We start from the raw sequence: 21129 nt of genomic DNA, 5'->3' as shown, positions 1-21129 counted from the left end.
ACGTCACCTCACCTCACGTCTCGCCGCGCCCGCTCACACGCAGCAGCGCGAGCAGCAACTCATCGAAATCGAGCGGCTTCACGAGCTGGAGATCCACGCCTTCGGGCAACCGGGCGTTGGCATTCTGCTCGCGGCTATGCGGCGAAATCACGACGATTTTCAGCTGCCGCGACGTGCGCTCGGCCCGCACGCCGCGCACGAACGCAGCGCCATCCATGTCGCGCGGTGGGAATGCCGCGAGCAACACGTCGACCGGTTGCCGCGCGAGCGCAGCGAGCGCTTCCGATGCATCGGGCACGACCTGCACCGACGCGTGTTCGAGCTCGAGCAATTCCGATAGCGCAGACGCCGTTTCCGGATCGTCTTCGACCACGAGCACGTTGAGCGCCGCGATACTGCCCGGCATGCGCGCCGTCAAGCCGGCCGCACCGCCGGCATCGCCCGCGACGGGCAGCCAGACCGTCATCGCGGTGCCCTTCCCCTGGCCGTCCGAGCGCGCCGCGGCGCGGCCGCCGTGCATTTCCGCGAGCTGCCGCACCAGCGCGAGACCGATGCCGAGGCCGCCCTTGCCGACATCGCGCAATACACGGCCCTGCTGGAACATCTCGAACACATTCGGCAGCAGCGCCGGGTCGATGCCCTGGCCGTCGTCGGTCACATCGATGCGCCACAAACCGTGTTCGCGCGAGAGCCGGATACGGATATGGCCGCGCGCGCCCGTGAACTTCAGCGCATTGCTGACGAGGTTCCAGACAATCTGCTCGCAGCGCACCGGGTCGACCATCGCGGGCGCCGGCTTCACGTCGAGCTCGACGGTCAGCGCGACGCCGCGCGCATGCGCGTCTTCTTCGACGGCATCGGCAATGCCCTCGATCATCGCCGCGAGATCAACGCGGCTCACTTCGAGCGCGAACTTGCCGGTGCGGATTCTCGACAGATCGAGCAGATCGTCGATGATCTGCGCCTGGCTGCGCACGGCGCGCCGGATCGACTCGGCCGTCTCGCGCACCGAGGCGATGCCGCGCGTCTCCGGCAACCGCGGCAGCATCTCCGCTTTCACGCCGATCAGATTCAGCGGATGCTTGAGCTCGTGCGACAGCACCGCGATGAAATCGTCCTTGAGCTGGTTCGACAGCACTTCCTTTTCGCGCTGCTGCTGTTCATGCTCGAGCGCGTGCTGGTTCGCATCCTCCCGGCGCTTGCGCTCGGTCAGATCGCGCGCGATCTTCGCGAAACCCGTGAACGACGCATCGACGATCGGCGTGACGACGCCGCTGCAGTAGACGCGTTTGCCGTCCTTCGTCACATACCAGCCTTCGTCGTCGGCGCGTCCGTCGCGCTGCGCGATTTCGCGCTCCTGCGCGGCCATCTGCTGCGCGCTTTCGCTGTGTTCGTAGATCAGCGAAACATTGCGGCCGACAACCTCTTTTTCCTCGTAACCGAAGATGCGCTCGGCGCCCGTATTCCACGAGACGATTTTCCCCTGCGGGTCCTGCACAATGATCGCGTAGTCGTTGGTCGATTGCGCGACGAGGCGCAACCGTTCTTCGCCGCGCCGCGCCGCTTCCTCGGCGACGTGCCGCTCGGTCACGTCAATCAGCGTCAGCACCGTGCCGTCGATGCGGTCGTCGGCCGTGCGGTACGGCAACAGGCGCAGCAGATACCAGCGGCCGTCGTGGCTCTGTATTTCCCGTTCGATCAGCTTCAACGCCTCAAACGACTGTTTGACGTCTTCGGCCAGCGTCGGGTATTGCAGCGAATGCGTGATGTCGAACAGCGACCGGCCGATATCGGTATCGATCAGCTTGAAGATGCGCGTCGCGCTCGGCGTAAAGCGCTTGACCTGGATTTTCTTGTCGACGAACACGGTCGCGATATCGGTCGACACGATGATGTTCTGCAAGTCGTCGTTGGCCTTGGCCGTGTCTTCCATACGGTTCTGCAGCTCGGCGTTGACCGTCGTCAGTTCCTCGTTGACCGACTGCAATTCCTCCTTGCTGCTTTCGAGTTCCTCGGTCGCCGAACGCAGCTCCTCGTTGATCGCCTGCAACTCTTCGTTCGACGCCTTCAGTTCCTCGACCGACGTCTCGTACTGTTCGATCGTCGTCGCGAGCTGTTCGCGGCTGTGCTGCAATTCGTGTTCGAGCTGGATCAGCACCGGGTCGCGGCCGCCGCCATCGGTTTCGCCTTCATCGGTCATGCGCTCCTGCACCTCGTCGAATAGCACGAGGAAGAAGTCCGCATCGAGCCCGGTATCGTGAAACGGCCGCACGGTCATATTGATCCACGACGCCTCATCGCCGCGCACAAGCTTCACGCGCCGCGCTTCGACGCTCGCGCCGGTTTGCAGCGCGCGGAACAGCGTGGTGCGCAAATCGAGCCGCAATTCCGGCAGCACGAGCTCCATGATGTTGTTCGACGGCTCGCCGCCCGCGTGATGCAAAAAGCGCCCCGCAGTGTCGGACAGATGCACGATTTTCGAATCGCGATCGATGATCACGCTCGGCGGCGCATATTCCTCGAGCACGCGCTGATGCAGCGCCGAAAACGAAAACACGCGGCGGTCGACGGCAGGCGGGACACCCACCGGCGGCGCGGCCGGTTTTTCCTCGCGCGCCGCCTGTTCCGAGACACCTATCATCGGAAAGCCGACCGCGGCCTTTACGCGGCCGAGCGCGGGCCGCGCGCGATAGATGCGGTTCTTCTTGTCGACCACGACGAACAGGTCGTCGGCCGCATCCGCGGACTCCGCCGTGCCGAGAAACAGATAGCCGTCCGGGCGCAGCGCGAAGTGAAACAGTTCGAGAATTTGCCGCTGCACGGACCGGTCGAGATAGATCAGCACGTTGCGGCAGGAAATGACGTGAAGCTGCGAAAACGGCGGATCGCGCAGCAGGCTATGTACGGCGAACAGCATCTTTTCGCGTATCGGTTTGGCGATCCGGAAGTTCGCACCCTCGCGCACGAAGTACCGCCCGAGCATCGCGGCCGGAATATCGGCGGAAACCGAAGCCGGATAGATGCCGGCGCGTGCGCGCGCAATCGCCGCTTCGTCGATATCGGTTGCGAATATCTGCACCGAGGTGGCCGAATTGGCCGCTTCGCGTTCGTTGGCGAGCAGCACCGCGATCGAATACGCTTCCTCGCCGGTCGAGCAGCCGGCCACCCAGACGCGCACCTGCGCATCGGCAAACGACGGCCGGAACACGCCTGGAATGACTTCGCGCCGCAGCGCGTCGAACGCGTCGCGATCGCGGAAAAACTGGGTGACGCCGATCAGCATGTCGGCGAGCAGCGCGCTCGTCTCGACCGGTGTCGCGCGCAGCAAGGTGCGGTACGCCTGCAGGTCGCGTACGCCGTTCACCTGCATGCGGCGCTCGATCCGGCGCAGCACCGTGGCGCGCTTGTAATGACGGAAGTCGTGCCCGGTGCGCACACGCAGATGCATGAGCACGTCGTGCAGCGCGCGCTCCGATTCGTCGCGCGTCGGCTCGGCCGGGCCTTCGGCTTCTTCCTCGGCTTCGATCGTGATCGGCAGGATGCTTTGGGCGTTGCGCCACAGTTCGAGCAGCTTGCCCGGAATCCCGGCCACCGGCAGCACGAAATCGACATGGCCGGTCGCGATCGCGTGATGCGGCATCTCCGGATACATCGCATCGGACGGCTCCTGGGCGATCGTCATACCGCCCGCTTCCTTGATGCGGCTCAGGCCGACCGCGCCGTCCGAACCGGATCCCGATAGCACAATGCCCATCGCGCGCGCGCCGTGCGCATCGGCGAGCGTGCGGAAGAAATAGTCGATCGCAATCGGTGCGGCGTGCTGCGCGCGGTCGGTCACGTGCAGATAGCCGTTCGCGGCCGACAGATGCTTGCCGGGCGGAATGATATAGACGTGGTCCTTCTCGATCGGCGTCGCGCCCGTGACCTGCGTGACCGGCAGGCGCGACGTGCGCTGCAGCACCTCGTCGACATGGCTAACCGGTTCGGACGGCAGGTGCAGGATCACGACCAGCGCGAGTCCCATCGGCGCCGGCGCATGCTCGAAAAACGTCAGTAGCGCTTCGACCCCGCCCGCGGACGCGCCGATGCCGACCACCGGAAAATCGGGTGTCGCGGCCGACCCGTTGTGCGCATCGCGAATCGCTGCCTGTCCCGATGACGAGGACTCGCTCGACATGGATTTCTCCTCTTGTAGCTTTCGTTGCGGATTTCGGCTGGCGCCCGGCGGCCCTTGCCAGGCGGCGCGGCCCGGCGCGCACCCGAAGCATACACGCGAGCGCGCCGGCCAAGCGGCAATAAGGGAATCAACAGGTGAAACGGCGAACTGCCGCGACCTGCCGCGCCGGGACATGGCGTCTGTCACTCAAGCGTATGCGCTACCACGGGGCAGACAAGTCCTTTCCGCTGACAGCCAGTCGATCACAAACAGGCACAGCCCCACCGGTCGAAAGTTGGGCATAGCGATTGCGCTATCGAACACGCAACATCATTCCCAGAGGAGGGAGGAAATTATGAGCACGCTTAACCCGCAGGGCGCATCCGGATCGGGCGCGCAAATCGTAGGTGGTGGAGTCGGCGAAGGCCCGGGCCCGGACGTGATGGCCGCGGCGACGCTCGATGGCAACAAGGTCATGACATCGGATGGAGAGCATGTCGGCAAGATCTCCGACATCATGCTCGACGTGCGCACCGGCCGTGTCGCCTATGCCGTGCTATCGGAAGGCGGTTTTCTCGGCATGGGCTCGACGCTGCACGCGATTCCATGGAACGCGCTCACGCTGGACACCGCGGAAAAATGCTTCCGCGTCGACATTGCGGCGCAACGCATCAAGGACGACCCGGGATTCGATAAGGATCACTGGCCGTCGATGGCCGATACCGCGTGGGGCACGCAGATGCACGAGTACTACAACCGTCAGCCGTACTGGTCCGACGCGCCGCTCGCGATACGCGAGGGAAGGGATACGCGGGGTGTTTGAGCCGGCACCAGCTCGAGCGGGGCCGCTCGCGGCTACATGAACATAGGTGCCACAGCGCGCGGATGCTGAACCGGTCCGCGCATCAGCGGTAACACGCGTGGAGCGGTGCGATAAGGCGCGCCGTTCCGCGCTCGATCTACCCAGCCGTCGCGCCGCAGATTTCTATCGCCGGCGGCCTTCGTTCAACTGCCGTCGGCATCTACCGGCTCCATCCGTTGTAAAAAGGAGGTGCCATATGGGAGCGATGCCGCTCACGCTCGATTGGCGAGATCTGCTGATTCGCGTGGGACTCGCCATCATTGCCGGCCTGCTGATCGGCTTCAATCGCGGCGAATCCGGCAAAACCGCGGGCCTGCGCACGACGCTGCTGGTTTGCCTCGCGGCATGTCTTGCGATGCTGCAGGTCAATGCAATGCTCTCGCAAGCGGGGAAAGATCCGTCGTCGTTCGTTACGCTCGATTTAATGCGTCTGCCGCTCGGCATTCTGTCCGGCGTCGGGTTTATCGGCGCAGGCGCGATTCTTCGCAAGGACGGTCTCGTCAAGGGCGTGACCACGGCCGCGACCATGTGGTTCGTCACCGTCGTCGGGCTGTGTTTCGGTGGCGGCCAGCTGGCGCTCGGGGCGATCGGCACCGTGCTCGGAATCGTGGTGCTGTGGTTTCTCAAGACTGTCGAAGACCACATTTCGCGCGAAAACCACGCTGAATTGACCGTTGTTTACGACAGAGGCCTGTTTTCCAGAGAGGCGCTGATTCAATCGCTTGCGAAGCTCGGGTGCCGGATCAGCGCAGTCGAATGTACGTCGCAAACGGTAAGCCGCCGCATCGAGGAGCGTTTCGAGGTGCGCTGGCATGGCAGGCCCGATCTGCAGCAGATGCCGCCGCTGCAGGAATCGGCCGCGGCGGCCGGCGCGCTGGAAATCAGATGGATCGTGGTTCGCTAAACAGGGCGTCGAACCGGCGATGAGCTCCGGGAGGAAACACAGCAATGACCGAACACTTCAAACCGCACGACCGCGTGAGCTGGAACACGCCGCAAGGCATGACGTATGGCGAGATTGTGCGCGTGATCACGCAGCGCACGACGTTCGCCGGCCATACCGTGGCCGCGTCGAAGGACGACCCGCATTACGAGGTGGCGAGCGAGAAGAGCAGCAAGCACGCGGTGCATCGCGGGGATGGCCTGCGCAAAGCCTGAAAGCAACGCGGCGCGGGCCTAAAAAAACGCGATTTCGTAGCCGAATCGTGAGGCGGCGCTCACGATATGCTTCCCCATGATTTCGCGTGCCGCGGCCGGGTTTTTATCGGCGAACGCCTGCACGAGATCCTGATGTTCGCCGCGCGCCGCGTTCGGGATATTGCCGAACATCGGCCCTTGCCGTGAAAAGTTCGCGGCAATCAATGGCCGCATCGGCTCGAGCACGGTGCGGATCATCGCGATCAGATAATCGTTGCCCGACGCGGCGGCAACAGCGCGATGAAAGTCGAGATCCGCATTCACCGTCGCTGCCGTCGGCGCACCCTCATAGCGCATCCGCTCCACGGCGTCCTCGATGGTCTTCAGTTTGCGCGGCGTCATATGCAGCGCCGCTAGCGCCGCTGCCTGGCATTCGAGCGCGGCGCGCACTTCGAACATATTGCGGATCGTGTTGTCGCCTTCAAGCAATTGCGCGCTAACGAGTTGCAGCGGCTCTGCCGCCACCTGCCGCGTATTCGCGACAAACGCGCCGACCCCCTGCCGCGATTCGATCAAACCTTGCGAACGCAGACTCGCGATCGCCTCGCGCACCACATTCCGGCTCACGCCGAAGTTCTCGGACAGGAATTGCTCGGTCGGCAAACGGTCGCCCGGGCGCAGACGTCCCGCGGCAATTTCATCGCTGAGCGAGCGCGTGATGTGCTCGGCGAGATGAGGCCTGCGCTCGACCCGGCGGACGTTCAGTTCACTCATGGCAGGTAGTGTCCCTATTACTTGTCCTGTCATTCTACATGGGTATCAGTGCCGGTTCGAGTTCCGTGCCACCTTCTCCATGCTGTCCTGCCCATCTGTCGGGAAATCCCATACCTCTACGGCACTCGCCGATCACCCGCTCGTTCATCCACGTTCAAATAGTTATTCCTTAAAAGAACAACTTGTTCACTTGCAGGACAACCAGATGTCCCCTATCATTCTGCCAACATAAGCGGCGTGCGCGAAAGCATCGAGAAAGACGCAAGCAAGCCGAAGCCCTTTTCGAGGACCAAGCAGATGAAAATAGCCAGCATCGAAACGATCCCGTTGCGCATTCCGTTCACGACGGGCGGCCCATCGGCCGGCGGCGTGTGGGGCGCGAAAGACCTGCAGATGGTCGATTCGCTGATCGTCAAAGTCACCACCGACGAAGGCATCACGGGCTGGGGCGAAACATTCGGCTTTACCGCCGTGCCGGCCGTGAAGCTCGTGATCGACACGATCCTCGCGCCCGAACTGCTCGGTCGCGACGTCAGCCAGCGCGAGAAACTGCAGTTCGAGCTGCAGAAGAAATTTCATATCTTCGGCCGCAGCGGCGCGTTTATCTATGGCTTGTCCGCGATCGACATCGCACTCTGGGATATCGCAGGCAAGGCGGCAAACCAGCCCGTCTACAAGCTGCTCGGCGGCAGCGACGCAAGCTCGCTCGCGTGCTATGCAAGCCTGATCCGCTATGCGGACCCTTATCTGATTCGCCGTAACGTCGAGCGCGCGATCGACAGCGGTTTCAAACATCTGAAACTACACGAAGTGGATGTCGAATGCGTGCGCGCCGCGCGCGAGTCGGCGGGCCCCGACGTCGAGATCACGCTCGACGTGAATTGCCCGTGGTCGGTGCGCGAAGCGCTCGACATGACCGAGAAGCTGAAGCCGTTCAATCTGCGCTGGATCGAAGAACCGGTGTGGCCGCCCGAGAACTATGCGGGCCTCGCCACGGTGAGAACGCAGGGCGGCATTCCGGTCGCGGCCGGCGAAAACGCGTCGACGCTGATGGACTTCCAGCACATGCTCGAAGCAGGCGCCGTCGACTTTATCCAGCCAAGCCCCGCGAAGATGGGTGGCATTACCGAGTTGCAAAAGGTGTTTGCGCTCGCGGCGGCCCATAACGTCGCGGTCATGGTGCACACGTTTTACGACGGCCCGGGCCTGCTCGCCAGCGTGCACGCGAGCGCCGCGCTCGGCGGCGGCAAGGCGCTCGTCGAATGGCGCTATTTCGATCTCGAAGCGCAGTTGTACGGCGACGCGATCGTGCCGCGCAACGGACGCATTGCCGTGCCGCAAGGGCCCGGCCTCGGCCTCGAGCCGAACCCCGATGTGATTCGCGACTACCGCTTCGCGGTGTAACGGACTGCCGCGCTCGTCATGCAGCGCATTCGTATAACAATCGAAGGAGCAAGGAGATGTTTGACAGGATTGTCGGCCCGGTTTTGCCGGTCGCGCTCATTATCGTGCTCGGCTTTGTCGCCGGCAGACGCAAGCGGCTGACCCATTCGGATAGCTTATTGATCAGCCGGCTCGTGCTGGGCTGGATCTTCCCTGCCCTGCTGCTGGTCGGCATGGCGAGCACGCCGCGCGCGCAGCTGTTCGACTTCAGGCTGATCTTCGCGACCTTTATCGGCATCATCGGCATGTATCTGGCCGCGCTGCTGATCGGCTGGTGGCGCTATCGCGAACTGAAGGCCGCCACGCTCAAAGGCTTCGTTTGCGGCTATCCGGACGCCGCATTTATGGGTATTCCGATTCTGCAGGTGATGTTCGGGCCGTCGAGCATCTACTCGGTGCTCGTGCTGAACCTGATCGCAAGCCTGCTGATGATCCCGCTCACCACCATGCTTCTTACGATCGCAAGCGGCAAAGGCAGCGGCACGCAGGCGTTTATCGCGAGCGTATCGAGCGCGGTGCGCCGTCCGTTGATGTGGGCGCCGGCGCTCGGCATCCTGCTGTCGCTGCTCGAAGTCAAGCTGCCGCCCGTGCTCGCCGATGCGTTCAATCTGCTCGGCAAGGCGACGCCGGGCGTGTCGCTGCTGTGCCTCGGGCTCATCATGTCGTCGGTCAAGCTGAAGCTGTCGAACGAAGTATGGGGGAACCTCGGGCTCAAGCTGTTGATCCACCCGGCGCTGATGTTCGCGGCGACCGTGCTGCTCGGCGTGCGCGGGCTTTACGCGCAGCAGATGATTTTGCTGTGCGCGCTGCCGTCCGCCACGATTCCGGCGATGTTCGCGAATGAGGCCGGCGCCTATCAAAGTGAAGCAGCGACCTCGATTCTTGTCAGCACCGTGCTTTCTGTCATTACCTTTTCGGCGGCAATCTACCTTGTCGATGGCGGCCTGGCGGCCGCGTAATCGGCCGCTTGCGCGAGTTCAGCCATCTCCGCGCTCTGGATTCGCGATTGCTCCTTCGCACGCTCGACGGCAGACGTAGGCATGACCACGGCATCGCCGTCCACCACGACGATGCCGTTCACTTCGCATCTCGTCTCGAGCACGGCGCGGCGCCGGCCCGTCAGGATTTCCTTGACGGTGACCGTTGCGCAGACCGTTTCGCCAATTCTGACCGGGCGCCTGAAGCTCAGGTTCTGCGCGAGATAAATCGAGCCGGGACCAGGCAGACGCGCGGCAATCGCCGCGGAAATTACGGAAGCCGACAGCATGCCGTGCGCGATACGGCCGCCGAATCGCGTTCGCTTCGCGTACTCTTCGTCGAGGTGCACGGGGTTCCGGTCGCCACTGGCGCCGGCGAACAGGAAGACGTCCCGCTCGGACAAGGTCTTCGTAAAGCGTGCATTCATGCCTACCACCAGGTCTTCAAGATCGTATCCACCCGCCTCGTTCATCGCTTGATTTCCTTTTTCGCTTACTTGCCGTTTTTACTTGCCGTTTGGTCAAGATGTCTGAATTTCTGCGCGCTCAGTTGCGTCTATCGTTCCGAATACTTTGCTTGCCACGTTGAAGCCATACTGCACTGCGAGCACGCCGGCATGAGGCAATGCCTTGAGTATCGCGTCGACGACATCCTGTCTCGACGCGCCGAGCGATAGCGCTGCCTTCACATGTGCGGCGAGGACGTCTGCGTCTGCGTTTCGCGCAAGACATGTCAGGCATGCGATATCCGAAAGCCGCGAAGCACGCGCCTCTTCAATCGAATCGAACCGGCTTGTCGTCGATCCCATCTCCTCGAGATATCGGGCAACGAGCGGCGACAGGTCCGCCACATCTTTCGGCACAGCGAGAGCAGATCGTCGCCCCGCCGGCGTGCGCGTATCTCGCGCCTCAACCGGTTCACTCCACTCCGACCGTATCGCGCCGTCGGACGGATGCTCGCGTGCAATTTCATCGAAGACTTCCAGCGCGATTCGCGTCACCGGCAAAACCAGCGGCCAGCCGATATAACCAGTCAACTGGATCAGCACTTCGGTCAGCTCGCCGCGAGTCCATCCCACTTGTGCGCACGCCTTCAGATGCAGCCTGACAGCGGACCACTGGTTTTCTTTAGCCAGGGCGATCGCCAATGTCGCAAGCTGGCGATCCTTGAGCGATAAGGCCGGCCCGTCCAACGCGGCGCCGTACGCGACTTCCGTGAACACTTCGCGTATTTCCACCGGCAGCGAATCGATTTGTTCATGCTGGCTCCGCAGCAGCTGCGCGAGGTGCGATTCGCGCAATGTCGACTCGCGCGCCGCCTGCAGTTCCCTATGCTTAACTTCGATGCCTCGCTCAGTAAGCATGCTTAAAACAATGCGAATACCGGCTATGGCTAACGGAATGCCGGCATAGACTGAGGTATGTAATACGGTCTCAAGCAATTCTTCAGCTGACCATCCCGTGTTCAACATGCCGCTCGCATGATATTTGAGCGCGGAATCCGCATTGCCCATTGCCGATAGCACCGCAACGGTAACCAGCTCGCGATGCTTGAGCGCAAGCTTGGGCCGCGCAATGAGTTCGGCATAGCCATGCTCGACGAGCATCCGCTTGAAGTCGGGATCGAGGCGATCCAACGCCGCACTTAAGGTATCGAACCCCTCGCTCCCGATCGTATGGATGATCGCCATGCCGCGATCGTACTGCGAGCTTCGAGGCTCAAGCGCGCCCGATGAGTGCGGCGCCTCGTTCGGTTCTCTCTTCTGGTGCTGCATACAGATTGCCTCGAATTCTTAATCAGCCATTCAAACAAGATTCATCAGTTGAGCAATTGTCACTTCAAGCACTTTTATCGTGCATGGCTGCCATCAAATCACTCCGCCATCATCACGGCGAAGCCATCGTACTCGATTAGAAGTCGCAAGAGCTTCGTCTTTCTGATCAGGAAATCTGAACTTTTGTGAAGTCCGATCGCCGGGGTTAATAGCGCTAATAGAATCCCTCACGCATTCTTTTTCCGGTTCCTGGCAAGGACCGTCCGCAGCACCACAACCAGGAGAATCCTTTGTTGAAGCTTCAGGAGAAGGTCGCCCTCGTTACCGGGGGAAGTTCGGGAATCGGTCGAACGACTGCTTTGCTGATCGCGAAAGAAGGCGCCAAGGTGACCATCGCATCGCGACGCGAGGAAGAAGGGCAAAGCGTGGTCGACGAGATTCGCGAGTCCGGCGGCGAGGCCATCTTCGTTAAAACGGATGTCTCCAGAGCAGAAGATTGCGCCAACGCCGTCGCGCGCACGGTCGATGCCTTCGGCAAGCTTGACATAGCGTTCAACAATGCCGGAGTCGAGGTGTTCGGCAAACCCGTTGCCGAGACCGATGAGTCGACGTGGGACTACGTCGTGGGAACCAACCTCAAGGGCATGTTCCTGTCGATGAAGTATGAAATTCCCGAAATGCTGAAGGCCGGCGGCGGATCGATTGTGAATATGTCGTCAACCTACGGCCTCGTCGCGTCCGCATTCGGCGGGTGCGGCTACCACGCCTCCAAAGCGGGAATCATCGGACTCACCAAAGCCGCGGCGCTCGAATACGCGAAACAGCAGATCCGGGTCAATGCAATCTGCCCCGCTTTCGTGGCCACGGCGATGGTCGAAAAATTTCTCGAAGAAACGGGCATGACAGACCAGATCAAGGGCTTTCATCCGGTTGGCCGGCTCGGCACGGAAGAGGAAATGGCGCAGGCCGTCGTGTTCCTGGCCAGTAACGCCGCCTCATTCATCACAGGCACCGCGCTGTCCGTGGACGGCGGCATGGCGGCTGCCTGATCAACCACGCGCAATCGTAAATTCGGGGGACATATATGGATACCGAACTGTTAGATATTGTCGTCGAGACCAGGAATAATCGGCCCGAGCTGTTCGAGATCGGCCAGCCGATCCCGTTAGGCGTGGTCCCGCGCAAAATGCACGCATGGACGATCCGCCGCGAAAACCACGGCGAACCGCAAACGGCGTTCACGCGGGAAATCGTCGATGTGCCCTCGATCGGCGCGAACGAAGTGCTCGTGCACGTGATGGCCGCGGGCGTTAACTACAACGGCGTCTGGGCCGCGCTCGGCCAGCCCTTCTCCGTCTTGGACCTGCACGACGATCCTTATCACATCACCGGTTCGGACGCCGCCGGCGTCGTGTGGGCAGTCGGGTCCAATGTGCGCGCGTGGAAAGTCGGCGACGAAGTGATCGCGCATTGCTCTCAGGTCGACGGCGAGGACGAGGAATGCAACGGCGGCGACCCGATGCTCTCGTCGGCGCAACGTATCTGGGGATACGAGACTACCTACGGTTCGTTCGCGCAGTTCTCGCGCGTTCAGGCCACGCAACTGATGCCGCGTCCGAAGCACCTGACGTGGTCGGCCAGCGCCTGCTACACGCTGACGCTCGCGACCGCGTATCGCATGCTGTTCGGCCACAAGCCACATGCGCTCGGGCCCGGCCAATCGGTCCTCATATGGGGCGCCGCCGGCGGGCTCGGAACGATGGCGATCCAGCTGGCCGCCCTCGCGGGCGCGCGTCCGGTTGCCGTGGTGTCGGACGATTCCAAGGCGGAATTCGTCAGGAGCCTCGGCGCGGTGGGCGTGATCAATCGCTCGCAGTTCTCGTGCTGGGGCGCACCGCCCGCGATCGACTCGACCGCCGAGTACAGCGCCTATATCGACGGCGTGAAGAAATTCGGCAAGGCGATCTGGCAAGCGCTCGGCGAAAAGCGCGACGTCGACATGGTGTTCGAACACCCGGGCCGCAACACGTTCGCCGCGTCCTGCTATGTCGTCAAGCGCGGCGGCATGGTCGTGTTTTGCGCCGCGACGAGCGGCTACGACCTGACCTGCGACGCGCGCTACATCTGGATGCGTCAGAAGCGTATTCAGGGCAGTCATTTCGCCAGCCTTAAGGAAGCCGCGCAGGCGAACCGGCTTGTGATGAGCGGCCGCATCGACCCGTGTCTCTCGGAAGTCTTCCCGTGGAGCCGGCTGCCTGAAGCGCACGCGAAGATCCGCAACAACCTGCATCTGCCCGGCAATATGGCCGTGCTCGTGCAGGCCAGCAGCAGCGACGATCTCGACGCAGCGCGCCGGGCGTGAACGGCGAAAGCACGGGCTCTGCGTGCGCCATTGAGTAGCGAGAACTGTATGGACAAGTCCAATGCAAACGCCGGACGGCTGGCCTTTATCGGCATGTCGTTCCGGTTTCCCGGAGGCGGCACGTCGGCGGCCGCGTACTGGGCGTTTCTGAACTCCGGGCGTTCGGCGATCGGCGAAACGCCGCGCGAGCGCTTCGATATCGACGCCTGCTATTCGCCGGATCCCGATACGCCCGGCACGACCTACTCGCGCGTGGCCGGCTACGTCGACGATCCGTTCCGCTTCGACCGCAAGTTCTTCCGCACCTCGGCAGCGGAGGCGATGGAAACCGACCCGCAGCAACGCTGGATGCTCGAAATGACGTGGGCTGCGCTCGAAAACGCGGGGCTCGTGCCGAGCGAACTGCGCGGCAAGCGGGTTGGCGTTTTCATGACGACCGGCGAAGCCGACTACGGCCGCCGGACGTTCTGGTCGGGCGACCCTTCCGGCATCACCACCTATTCGAAGCTCGGCAATCTTCGCGCGATGGCGCCAGGGCGCGTCGCGCATCTGTTCGGCTTTAGCGGCCCGGCGCTCTTCGTCGACACGACCTGTTCGTCGTCGCTGGTCGCGATTCACCTTGCCGCGCAAAGCCTGCGCACCGGCGATTGCGATATCGCGATCGCAGGCGGCGTGAACCTGATTCTCGGGCCGGAGGAGACAATCGGCGTGGCGCGGCTGCAGGCCATGTCCGCGTCCGGACACTGCCGCCCGTTCGATGCGGACGCCGACGGTTATATCCGCGGCGAAGGCGGCGGCGTGGTCGTCATCAAGCGCCTCGAAGATGCGCTCGCCCACGGTGATCGCATCGATGCGGTACTGGCCGGCTCCGCGATCAACAGCGACGGCGCGAGCAATGGCTTGACCGCGCCGAATGGCGCCGCACAGGAAGCGGTCATCCGGCACGCGCTGGCGCGCGCCGGCGTCAGTCCTGAGGAAGTCGCCTACGTCGAAGCACACGGCACGGGAACATCGTTAGGCGACCCGATCGAACTATCGGCGCTTCGCAACGTGTACTCCACACCGGTTGCCAGGCAAAAGCCGATGCTCGTGGGCTCGGTGAAAGCGCAGGTCGGTCACCTGGAAGGCGCCGCCGGCATGGCCGGCATCATCAAGGCGATGCTTATTCTGCGTCACCGCTATGTGCCGGCGCAGGTGAATTTTTCAACGCCGAACCCGCGCTTTCGCTGGGACGGCGCACAGCTCGACATTCCGCGCTACGGCATGCCACTCGATGGCGACAAGCCGATCGTCGGCATCAGCGGCTTCGGCATTACGGGCACCAATGTCCATCTGATTCTCGCCGCGCATGAAAACGAAGCCGGCGCCGTGACTCAAGTCGATCGCGAACGCGTGCTGACGCTGTCGGGCCGTTCGCCGCAGGCACGCGAACGGCTTGCTTCGGCCTACCGCGAATTGCTTGCGAATACGCCCGTGCCGCTGCGCGACGTCTGCTACACGGCCAGCGTGCGGCGCGAGCATTTCGCGCATCGCGTGGCGCTCGTCGGAACGAGCAGGGAAGACTTTATCGCGGCCATCGACGATTTCCTCAACGCGAGCCCATCCGGTAAATGGCACGCGGGCGATACGCCTAAAAAGCCGCGGCTCGCCTTTCTGTTCCCCGGGCAAGGCGCCTGGCAACCGGGCGTCGGCGCGCAGCTCTATAACGGCAACTGGATCTTCCGGCAATTTGCCGACGCCTGTTTTAGCGAGCTCGACAGCAATACCGCGCGCGACGTGCTCGATGCGATCCTCGGGCAGGACCCGGCCTCGGTGCGCCATCATCCGGGCCAACTCGCGCATTTCGTGGTCTGCTACTCGCTGGCTCGCACGTGGATGGAACTCGGGCAGCAGCCCGATCTGCTGATCGGCCATTCGCTCGGCGAACATGTGGCGGCCGTCATCGGCGGCGTGATGACGCTCGCGGATGGCTTGAAGGCCGTCGAGGCGCGCGGGCGCCTGTTCGACACCGAAACGCCTCGCGGCGCGATGCTTGCGGTGGCCGCCAGTGTCGAAGAACTGTCGCGGCAGTTCGAATTCGGCACGGACCTGTTCGTCGCGGGCATGAATGGCCCCGAACAAACGGTCGTGAGCGGCACGCAGGACGCCGTGGCGAAAGTGCACGAGGCCATGACGGCGGCAGGCAAGCGCGTGTCCGTGCTGAAAACCTATGACACGCCCGGCCATTCACCGATGCTCAGATCGATGCGCGACGGCTTCCGCCGTGCGCTCGAGCCGTTGACGCTCACACCGGCGCGCATTCCGATCGTGTCGACGCTGACCGGGCAGCTTGCCGCGGCGCAAGTCGCAACCGTCGAGCACTGGCTCGATCTGGTGGAACAGCCGGTGCGATTCCTTGAGGCACTGCACCTCGCGTCCGACGGCAAGACGACCTTTATCGAAGTCGGGCCCGGCGCCGCGCTTTCCAAACTGGCGCGCGCCAAGGCGTCGGGAGACTGGCAATGCGCGATCTCGTCGCTTGCCGATGGACCGGACGGTGACGAGGAATCCGAAACGACCGGCTTCGCGCATGCCTGTGCGCATCTGTACAGCGCCGGACATGCTGTCGCGTGGGGCAAGATGTACGGGACGGCACCGCAGCCCGCGGAACTGCCGACCTATCGCTTCGACGAAGAGCGCTTCGAACTGCCGTTCCCGCAGCGCAAGCCGTCTGCGCCTGCGCACCATGTGGAACGGCTGCGGCAGGAAATCGCGGAGATCGGCGAAGTGGTCGCAAACGCACCGGCCTCGGTATCCGCCGACACCGCGCGCGGCGACAACGCGACCAGCGATCAGCTGCTCGCGACGATCCGCTCGATCGCGGCTTCCGTTGCATCGGACAGTGTGAGCCTCGTGGACGATCTGCCGCTTGTGCAGCTCGGCATGGATTCGCTTGCGTTGACCGAGCTGCGCGTACGCCTGCATCAAACGTTCGGAAAAATGCCGCCGATGTCGATGCTGGCGCGAGGCGCGTCGCTCATCTCGCTGGCCGGCTACTTCGCATCGTCGCCATCGCGTCCGGCGACTGAAACCCGCGACGCTCGCAAGGCAGACGAACTGCCCGGCGAAATCGACGAACGCGCGCTGGTCGTATCGCTGCGCGAAGGCACAGGCCCGGTCATTGCGCTCGTGCATCCGATCGGTGGGGATGTGCTGTCCTACCAGGATCTCGCTTCGGTATGGCCGGGCGACCCGACCATCGTCGCGGTCCGGCATCCGTATGCGGACCACGACCGCGAGGTCGGCTATCTGTCCATCGAACAGCTCGCCGCGCTGTATCGCGCCGCGTTCGTCACCGCAGTCGGCCGCGTGCCCGACCTGCTTGGCGGCTGGTCGTTCGGCGGTCTGGTCGCGCAGGAAATGGCCGTGCAATGGGAAGCGGAACACTCGAATGCGCCGCCGCTTCTGATCGTCGACAGTCCGCTTTACAGCGGAACATTCGCGACACGTCTGGCAAACATCGTAAGCGAATGCAACCGTAACGACGAAAACCCCGACAAAGACGCGCGTCTTGTCGCCGCGCTGCTGGCCGACAGCCGCTTCGATGCAATGCTCGATAACGACTTTGGCCTTTCGGACGCGCGCCGCCGCGCCCATCCGGCTGTCTTTACGCACCTCGCACGTCTCCATGCCTCGTGCGCCGCGGCATTGGCCCGGCATCGGCCCCGGCAAGTCCGCGCGCGCATCAGCTACGCGCTGGCGACGCGCGGCAAAGGCGGCGCTTCCGGCGAGCAGGTCGCCGCGCAGTTGCGCCTGCTGACCACGGGCGAAATCACCGTGAAGGTATTCGACGACGACCACGACTCGATCGTCCGCATGCCTTCCGCCGAAGGCCTCGCACACTTTCTGGACGGCGCAACGGCTGGCGAAGAACAGCTTTTGCGCGTGACGGAAGCGTAGACGTATTTCTTTCCTCAACCCGACCTTTTGGAATAGAAGCAATGAGCGACCAACTTCAAGCATCGGTGGATGGCGTCACCGTCAACGCGGAAAAGATTCTTGCCTGGATCCAGGAGTGGACCGAGGCGAACAATCTGAAGGTACCGTCCGATCTGAATCAGACGTTTGCCGAGGCGGGCTTCGACTCGATGCACTCGGTCGAACTGGCCTTCTTTCTCGAAGAACGGCTCCGGATAAAAATCGACGAGACGGTGCTGTTCGACTATCCGACCTTCGCCTCACTCGCCGAACATCTCGTGTCGCTGATCCGGCCGGCCGGCGCAGCGGGTTCGCAGAACGGCGCGCCTGTGAGCGGCTCGGCCGGCGGCGCCGGAAACTGGTAAGCGCCCTGCGCCCTATCTCTACTCATCGGAGTCCAGAAGATGACGGAAGTAACCGGTTCTGAGGTCCGGAACCCAGCCGCAGCCGTAACGACGGGATGGACCGCTCGCGTAACCGGCTGCGGATCGGCGCTTCCGGAGCGCAGGATGACGAACCATGAACTTGCCACGATGGTCGACACATCGGACGAGTGGATCGCGCAGCGCACCGGCATCAAGGAACGGCGGATCGCGGCGGACGGAGAAAACACGTCCGATCTCGCCACGCGCGCGGCGCTCGCTGCGCTGAAACAGGCCGGCATCAGCGGCGCCGACGTCGACCTGATCGTGCTCGCGACCTGCACGCCGGATCGCACCATGCCGGCGACCGCCGTGCGTGTGCAGGCGGCCATCGGCATGACCGGCGGCATCGCGTTCGACGTGCAGGCCGTCTGCTCCGGCTTTGTGTTCGCGTTGTCCGTCGCCGACAACATGATCCGGCTGGGCCAGGTGCGCACGGCGGTCGTGATCGGCGCGGAAACGATGTCGCGCATCATCGACTGGACGGACCGCAATAGCTGCGTGCTGTTCGGCGATGGCGCGGGCGCGGTCGTCCTGCGTGCCGAGCGTCAGGAGGCCGGCCAACCGCCGAAAGGTATCCTGTCCACGCATCTTCACTCCGATGGGCGGCATCAGGACAAGATTCATACGGATGGCGGAACATCGTCGACCCAGACTGCCGGCAAGATGCATCTCGAAGGACGCGAGGTGTTTCTGCACGCCGTCGTCAATCTCGCCGAAGCTTCGCAGGAAGCGCTCGCAGCCAACGGCCTGACGCAGGCGGATCTCGACTGGGTGATTCCGCATCAGGCGAATCAACGCATTGTGCAAACCCTCGGCGACAAGCTGCATCTGCCGAAGGAGAAAGTCGTACTGACCGTCGACCATCACGGCAATACGTCCGCCGCGTCGATTCCGCTCGCGCTGGCGGAAGCGGTGGAAGACGGGCGCATCAAGGAAAACGATCTCGTTCTGATGCCGGCGATGGGATCGGGCTTTACATGGGGCGCCGCGCTGATCCGCTGGTAAAGCGCCCTTCCCGCCTGTCTGTGCGCCAGGGCACAGACAACAACAGCACAACGCAGAACGGCCCGTCCCATCGAGCATTATTCCGGGTTGACACAGGTTTCCGAATCCCTTTACATCCCGGGTGAAGCGGCGTTTTTCCCGCGGTGAACCGTCGAGGAACCGAGGATGGGACGTTCTGCAATCAACCCGGCACGCCGGTGGCATCGAGGCACGCGCTTCGCACGCGGTGCGTGGGCACTGCTGGCGATGCTGCTACTGCCGTCGGTCGCGATCTGCCAGGCGATACCGAAGCCTGAGCCGCAGCACTACAAGGTCGGCATGTTCGTCACCGCGATCTATGCGGTCGATACGGCCGAGAACACCTTTGCGGCGGATTTCTGGATCTGGAGCGTCGGACGCTCAGCCGCGAAAAATCCGCTGCAGACGATGGAGTTCGTCCATTCGGACGCGATCACGAAGCGGCTCGAAAGCACGACCAGACGCGGCGACCTGTACTGGCGGCAAGTCAAGATCATCGGCAAGTTCAGGCAAGACTGGGACTTGCGCAATTTTCCGTTCGACGAGCAGGTCCTGCATTTAACGCTGGAAGAAGGCACCGACGATACAGCGAGCATGGTTTACGACGCCGATGTCGCGAACACCGGCTATCTGCCGACCGCGAGCCCGCAGGGGTGGCGTATCACGGATCAGCGCATCGACGTCGGCGAGACGCACTATGCGACGGAATTCGGCGATCCGGCCGGCGGCAAGGGCTCCGACTACACAAAGCTCGAAATGACGATCACGCTGCAGCGCGCGAGCCTTGCGTTGTTTCTCAATCTGGCCGCGCCTTTATATGCGGCGTTTCTGCTGTGCACGGTCAGCTTTCTGCTGCACAAGGACGATGGCCGCCCGCTGATCGAATCGCGCGTGACACTGCTTGCCGGTGCGCTGTTCGCCGTCGTGCTGAACTTCCGCGCGGTGGCGAACGTGCTCGGCCACGAGCATCATTTGACGATTGTGGATCGCCTGAACATTGTCGTGCTGGTCGACATCGTGTTCGCCACCATCGTCACGATCACAGCGAGCATCACGACGAACCGCGGCAAGCGGTTTTCGCTGATTCTCGAATACGTGTGCGGCGCGATCGTCGCCTTGACGTTTATCGGCTTCAATCTGTTCCTGATTATCGGCAGGGATTGAGGGCGGCGCGGTGCGTGAGTCAGCGCGTCAGCCTCGGTATCGAACCAGCCCCGCGAAGAACACACCGCCCAGGAGCGCCGTCAGCACCCCGATGGGAAGCTCGTCCGGCGCGACGAGTACGCGCGCCGCGACGTCCGCCCAGATCAGCAGCACCGCCCCGAACAGCGCCGAGGCCGGCAACAGCCGCGCATGGTCCGCGCCGACGAGGCGCCGGCATACGTGCGGCGCAACGAGTCCGACAAAGCCGATCGCGCCGCTCGTCGCGACCATCGCCGCGGTCAGTAGCGAACTCACGGCAAACAGCTCGCGGCGGGTCCGCGCGATGTCGACGCCGAGCGTCGTGGCAACGATGTCGCCGCTCATCAGCGCATTCAGTTCGCGGCGCCTGCCGATCAGCCAGAGCAGCCCGCCGCCCGCGAAACAGGCGGGCACGCCCAGCATGTCCCAGCGTGCGAGTCCGAGCCCGCCGAGCATCCAGAACAGCACGGAAGTCGCCGCGCGCTGATCCCCGAGATAGAGCATCAGGTTCGCGCATCCCATCATCACGAACGACACGGCGACGCCCGCCAGCAACAATCGCTGCGAGTCGAGCCGGCCGCGGCCCGCGCCGAGCATCACGACGAGCGACGTCGCGGCGAGCGCACCGGCAAACGCGAGCACCGGCAGCGTGAGCGACCCGAATGCGGCGCCGGTCCACAGCGTCGCGGCGACGGCGCCGACGCTCGCCCCGGAACTGACGCCAAGCAGGTGCGGATCGGCCAGACGATTGCCGGTCGCCGCTTGCAGCGTGGTTCCGGCAACCGCGAGCGAGGCGCCGACGAGCGTCGCAAGCAGCACGCGCGGCAGGCGGATCAGCCAGACGATGTTGTCCTGCATCGCGGGGGCGGTCGTGGTGCCGAACAGATGCTCGATCACGATACGTGCGGTCATCGCGGGCGCAACTGCAACAGGGCCGAGTCCTGTGGCGATCACGATCGAGATGGCGAGCAGCACGGCCAATATCGCGATCCGACGCCACGCCTTGCGCGGCGCGCGCCTGAACGGCATCGTGTGCGTCATCTGCGCGGCATGCGC

Annotated in this window: 16 protein-coding genes; 11 read left to right on the top strand and 5 right to left on the bottom strand. The window is 63.4% G+C overall.

Annotation, left to right across the window (positions count from 1 at the left end; all coding sequences use genetic code 11):
- Positions 1 to 13: 13 nt before the first annotated feature.
- Entirely contained in the window at positions 14 to 4177 is a 4164-nt protein-coding gene (locus KZJ38_RS27795) for a CheR family methyltransferase (RefSeq protein ID WP_219803199.1), read from the bottom strand.
- Between the two features lie 334 nt (positions 4178 to 4511).
- Between KZJ38_RS27795 and KZJ38_RS27790 the strand changes: the two genes are divergently transcribed.
- The 3 genes from KZJ38_RS27790 (at position 4512) to KZJ38_RS27780 (ending at position 6176) form a co-directional block, all read left to right on the top strand.
- Positions 4512 to 4979 carry a PRC-barrel domain-containing protein gene (locus KZJ38_RS27790; protein ID WP_219803197.1) on the top strand — a complete coding sequence of 156 codons (468 nt, stop codon included), beginning with the start codon at positions 4512 to 4514 and terminating at the stop codon, positions 4977 to 4979.
- 235 nt (positions 4980 to 5214) lie between these two features.
- Positions 5215 to 5922 (top strand): MgtC/SapB family protein, encoded by a 708-nt coding sequence (locus KZJ38_RS27785; RefSeq protein WP_219803196.1) that lies wholly within the window; start codon positions 5215 to 5217, stop codon positions 5920 to 5922.
- A gap of 44 nt (positions 5923 to 5966) precedes the next feature.
- Complete coding sequence (locus KZJ38_RS27780; RefSeq protein WP_219803194.1) at positions 5967 to 6176, top strand: hypervirulence associated TUDOR domain-containing protein; 210 nt, start codon at positions 5967 to 5969, stop codon at positions 6174 to 6176.
- An 18-nt stretch (positions 6177 to 6194) separates the two neighbouring features.
- Here the strand turns inward: KZJ38_RS27780 and KZJ38_RS27775 are convergent, their stop codons facing one another.
- Positions 6195 to 6929: a FadR/GntR family transcriptional regulator gene (locus KZJ38_RS27775; protein ID WP_219803193.1), complete on the bottom strand. Its 735-nt coding sequence runs from the start codon at positions 6927 to 6929 to the stop codon at positions 6195 to 6197.
- Between the two features lie 297 nt (positions 6930 to 7226).
- On the opposite strand from KZJ38_RS27775, the gene KZJ38_RS27770 reads away from it, so the two are divergent.
- Complete coding sequence (locus KZJ38_RS27770; protein WP_219803191.1) at positions 7227 to 8333, top strand: mandelate racemase/muconate lactonizing enzyme family protein; 1107 nt, start codon at positions 7227 to 7229, stop codon at positions 8331 to 8333.
- Positions 8334 to 8389: 56 nt separating this feature from the next.
- Entirely contained in the window at positions 8390 to 9331 is a 942-nt protein-coding gene (locus KZJ38_RS27765) for an AEC family transporter (protein ID WP_219803190.1), read from the top strand.
- Here KZJ38_RS27765 and KZJ38_RS27760 read toward each other — a convergent pair.
- Positions 9298 to 9822, bottom strand: coding sequence for a MaoC family dehydratase (locus KZJ38_RS27760; protein WP_219803188.1), 525 nt, complete (start codon positions 9820 to 9822; stop codon positions 9298 to 9300). The genes KZJ38_RS27765 and KZJ38_RS27760 overlap by 34 nt on opposite strands.
- A 48-nt stretch (positions 9823 to 9870) precedes the next feature.
- Positions 9871 to 11040, bottom strand: a complete 1170-nt coding sequence (locus KZJ38_RS27755) for a carboxymuconolactone decarboxylase family protein (RefSeq protein WP_219803186.1) — start codon at positions 11038 to 11040, stop codon at positions 9871 to 9873.
- A gap of 374 nt (positions 11041 to 11414) precedes the next feature.
- Here KZJ38_RS27755 and KZJ38_RS27750 point away from each other — a divergent pair, with 374 nt between their 5' ends.
- From KZJ38_RS27750 to KZJ38_RS27725, 6 genes are all read left to right on the top strand, one after another.
- Positions 11415 to 12173 (top strand): SDR family NAD(P)-dependent oxidoreductase, encoded by a 759-nt coding sequence (locus KZJ38_RS27750; RefSeq protein WP_219803184.1) that lies wholly within the window; start codon positions 11415 to 11417, stop codon positions 12171 to 12173.
- A gap of 35 nt (positions 12174 to 12208) precedes the next feature.
- Complete coding sequence (gene ccrA / locus KZJ38_RS27745) at positions 12209 to 13486, top strand: crotonyl-CoA carboxylase/reductase (protein WP_219803183.1); 1278 nt, start codon at positions 12209 to 12211, stop codon at positions 13484 to 13486.
- 48 nt (positions 13487 to 13534) lie between these two features.
- A complete protein-coding gene (locus tag KZJ38_RS27740) occupies positions 13535 to 17425 on the top strand; it encodes a type I polyketide synthase (RefSeq protein ID WP_219803181.1) in 3891 nt (1296 codons plus the stop codon).
- A gap of 41 nt (positions 17426 to 17466) precedes the next feature.
- The gene (locus KZJ38_RS27735) at positions 17467 to 17808 is read left to right on the top strand and encodes an acyl carrier protein (protein WP_219803179.1); all 342 of its coding nucleotides are present in this window, start codon (positions 17467 to 17469) and stop codon (positions 17806 to 17808) included.
- Between the two features lie 39 nt (positions 17809 to 17847).
- On the top strand, positions 17848 to 18873 hold the full coding sequence (locus KZJ38_RS27730; protein ID WP_219803178.1) for a beta-ketoacyl-ACP synthase III: 1026 nt from the start codon (positions 17848 to 17850) through the stop codon (positions 18871 to 18873).
- Between the two features lie 165 nt (positions 18874 to 19038).
- Positions 19039 to 20055 (top strand): ligand-gated ion channel, encoded by a 1017-nt coding sequence (locus KZJ38_RS27725; RefSeq protein ID WP_219803176.1) that lies wholly within the window; start codon positions 19039 to 19041, stop codon positions 20053 to 20055.
- A 27-nt stretch (positions 20056 to 20082) separates the two neighbouring features.
- On the opposite strand, the gene KZJ38_RS27720 is transcribed toward KZJ38_RS27725, so the two are convergent.
- Positions 20083 to 21114, bottom strand: coding sequence for a FecCD family ABC transporter permease (locus KZJ38_RS27720; protein WP_425518440.1), 1032 nt, complete (start codon positions 21112 to 21114; stop codon positions 20083 to 20085).
- Between the last annotated feature and the right edge of the window lie 15 nt (positions 21115 to 21129).

Origin of the sequence: Paraburkholderia edwinii, from assembly GCF_019428685.1 — a bacterium.
In the GTDB taxonomy this organism is placed as follows: Bacteria; Pseudomonadota; Gammaproteobacteria; order Burkholderiales; family Burkholderiaceae; genus Paraburkholderia; species Paraburkholderia edwinii.
This window is presented reverse-complemented; position numbering and strand designations above follow the sequence as displayed.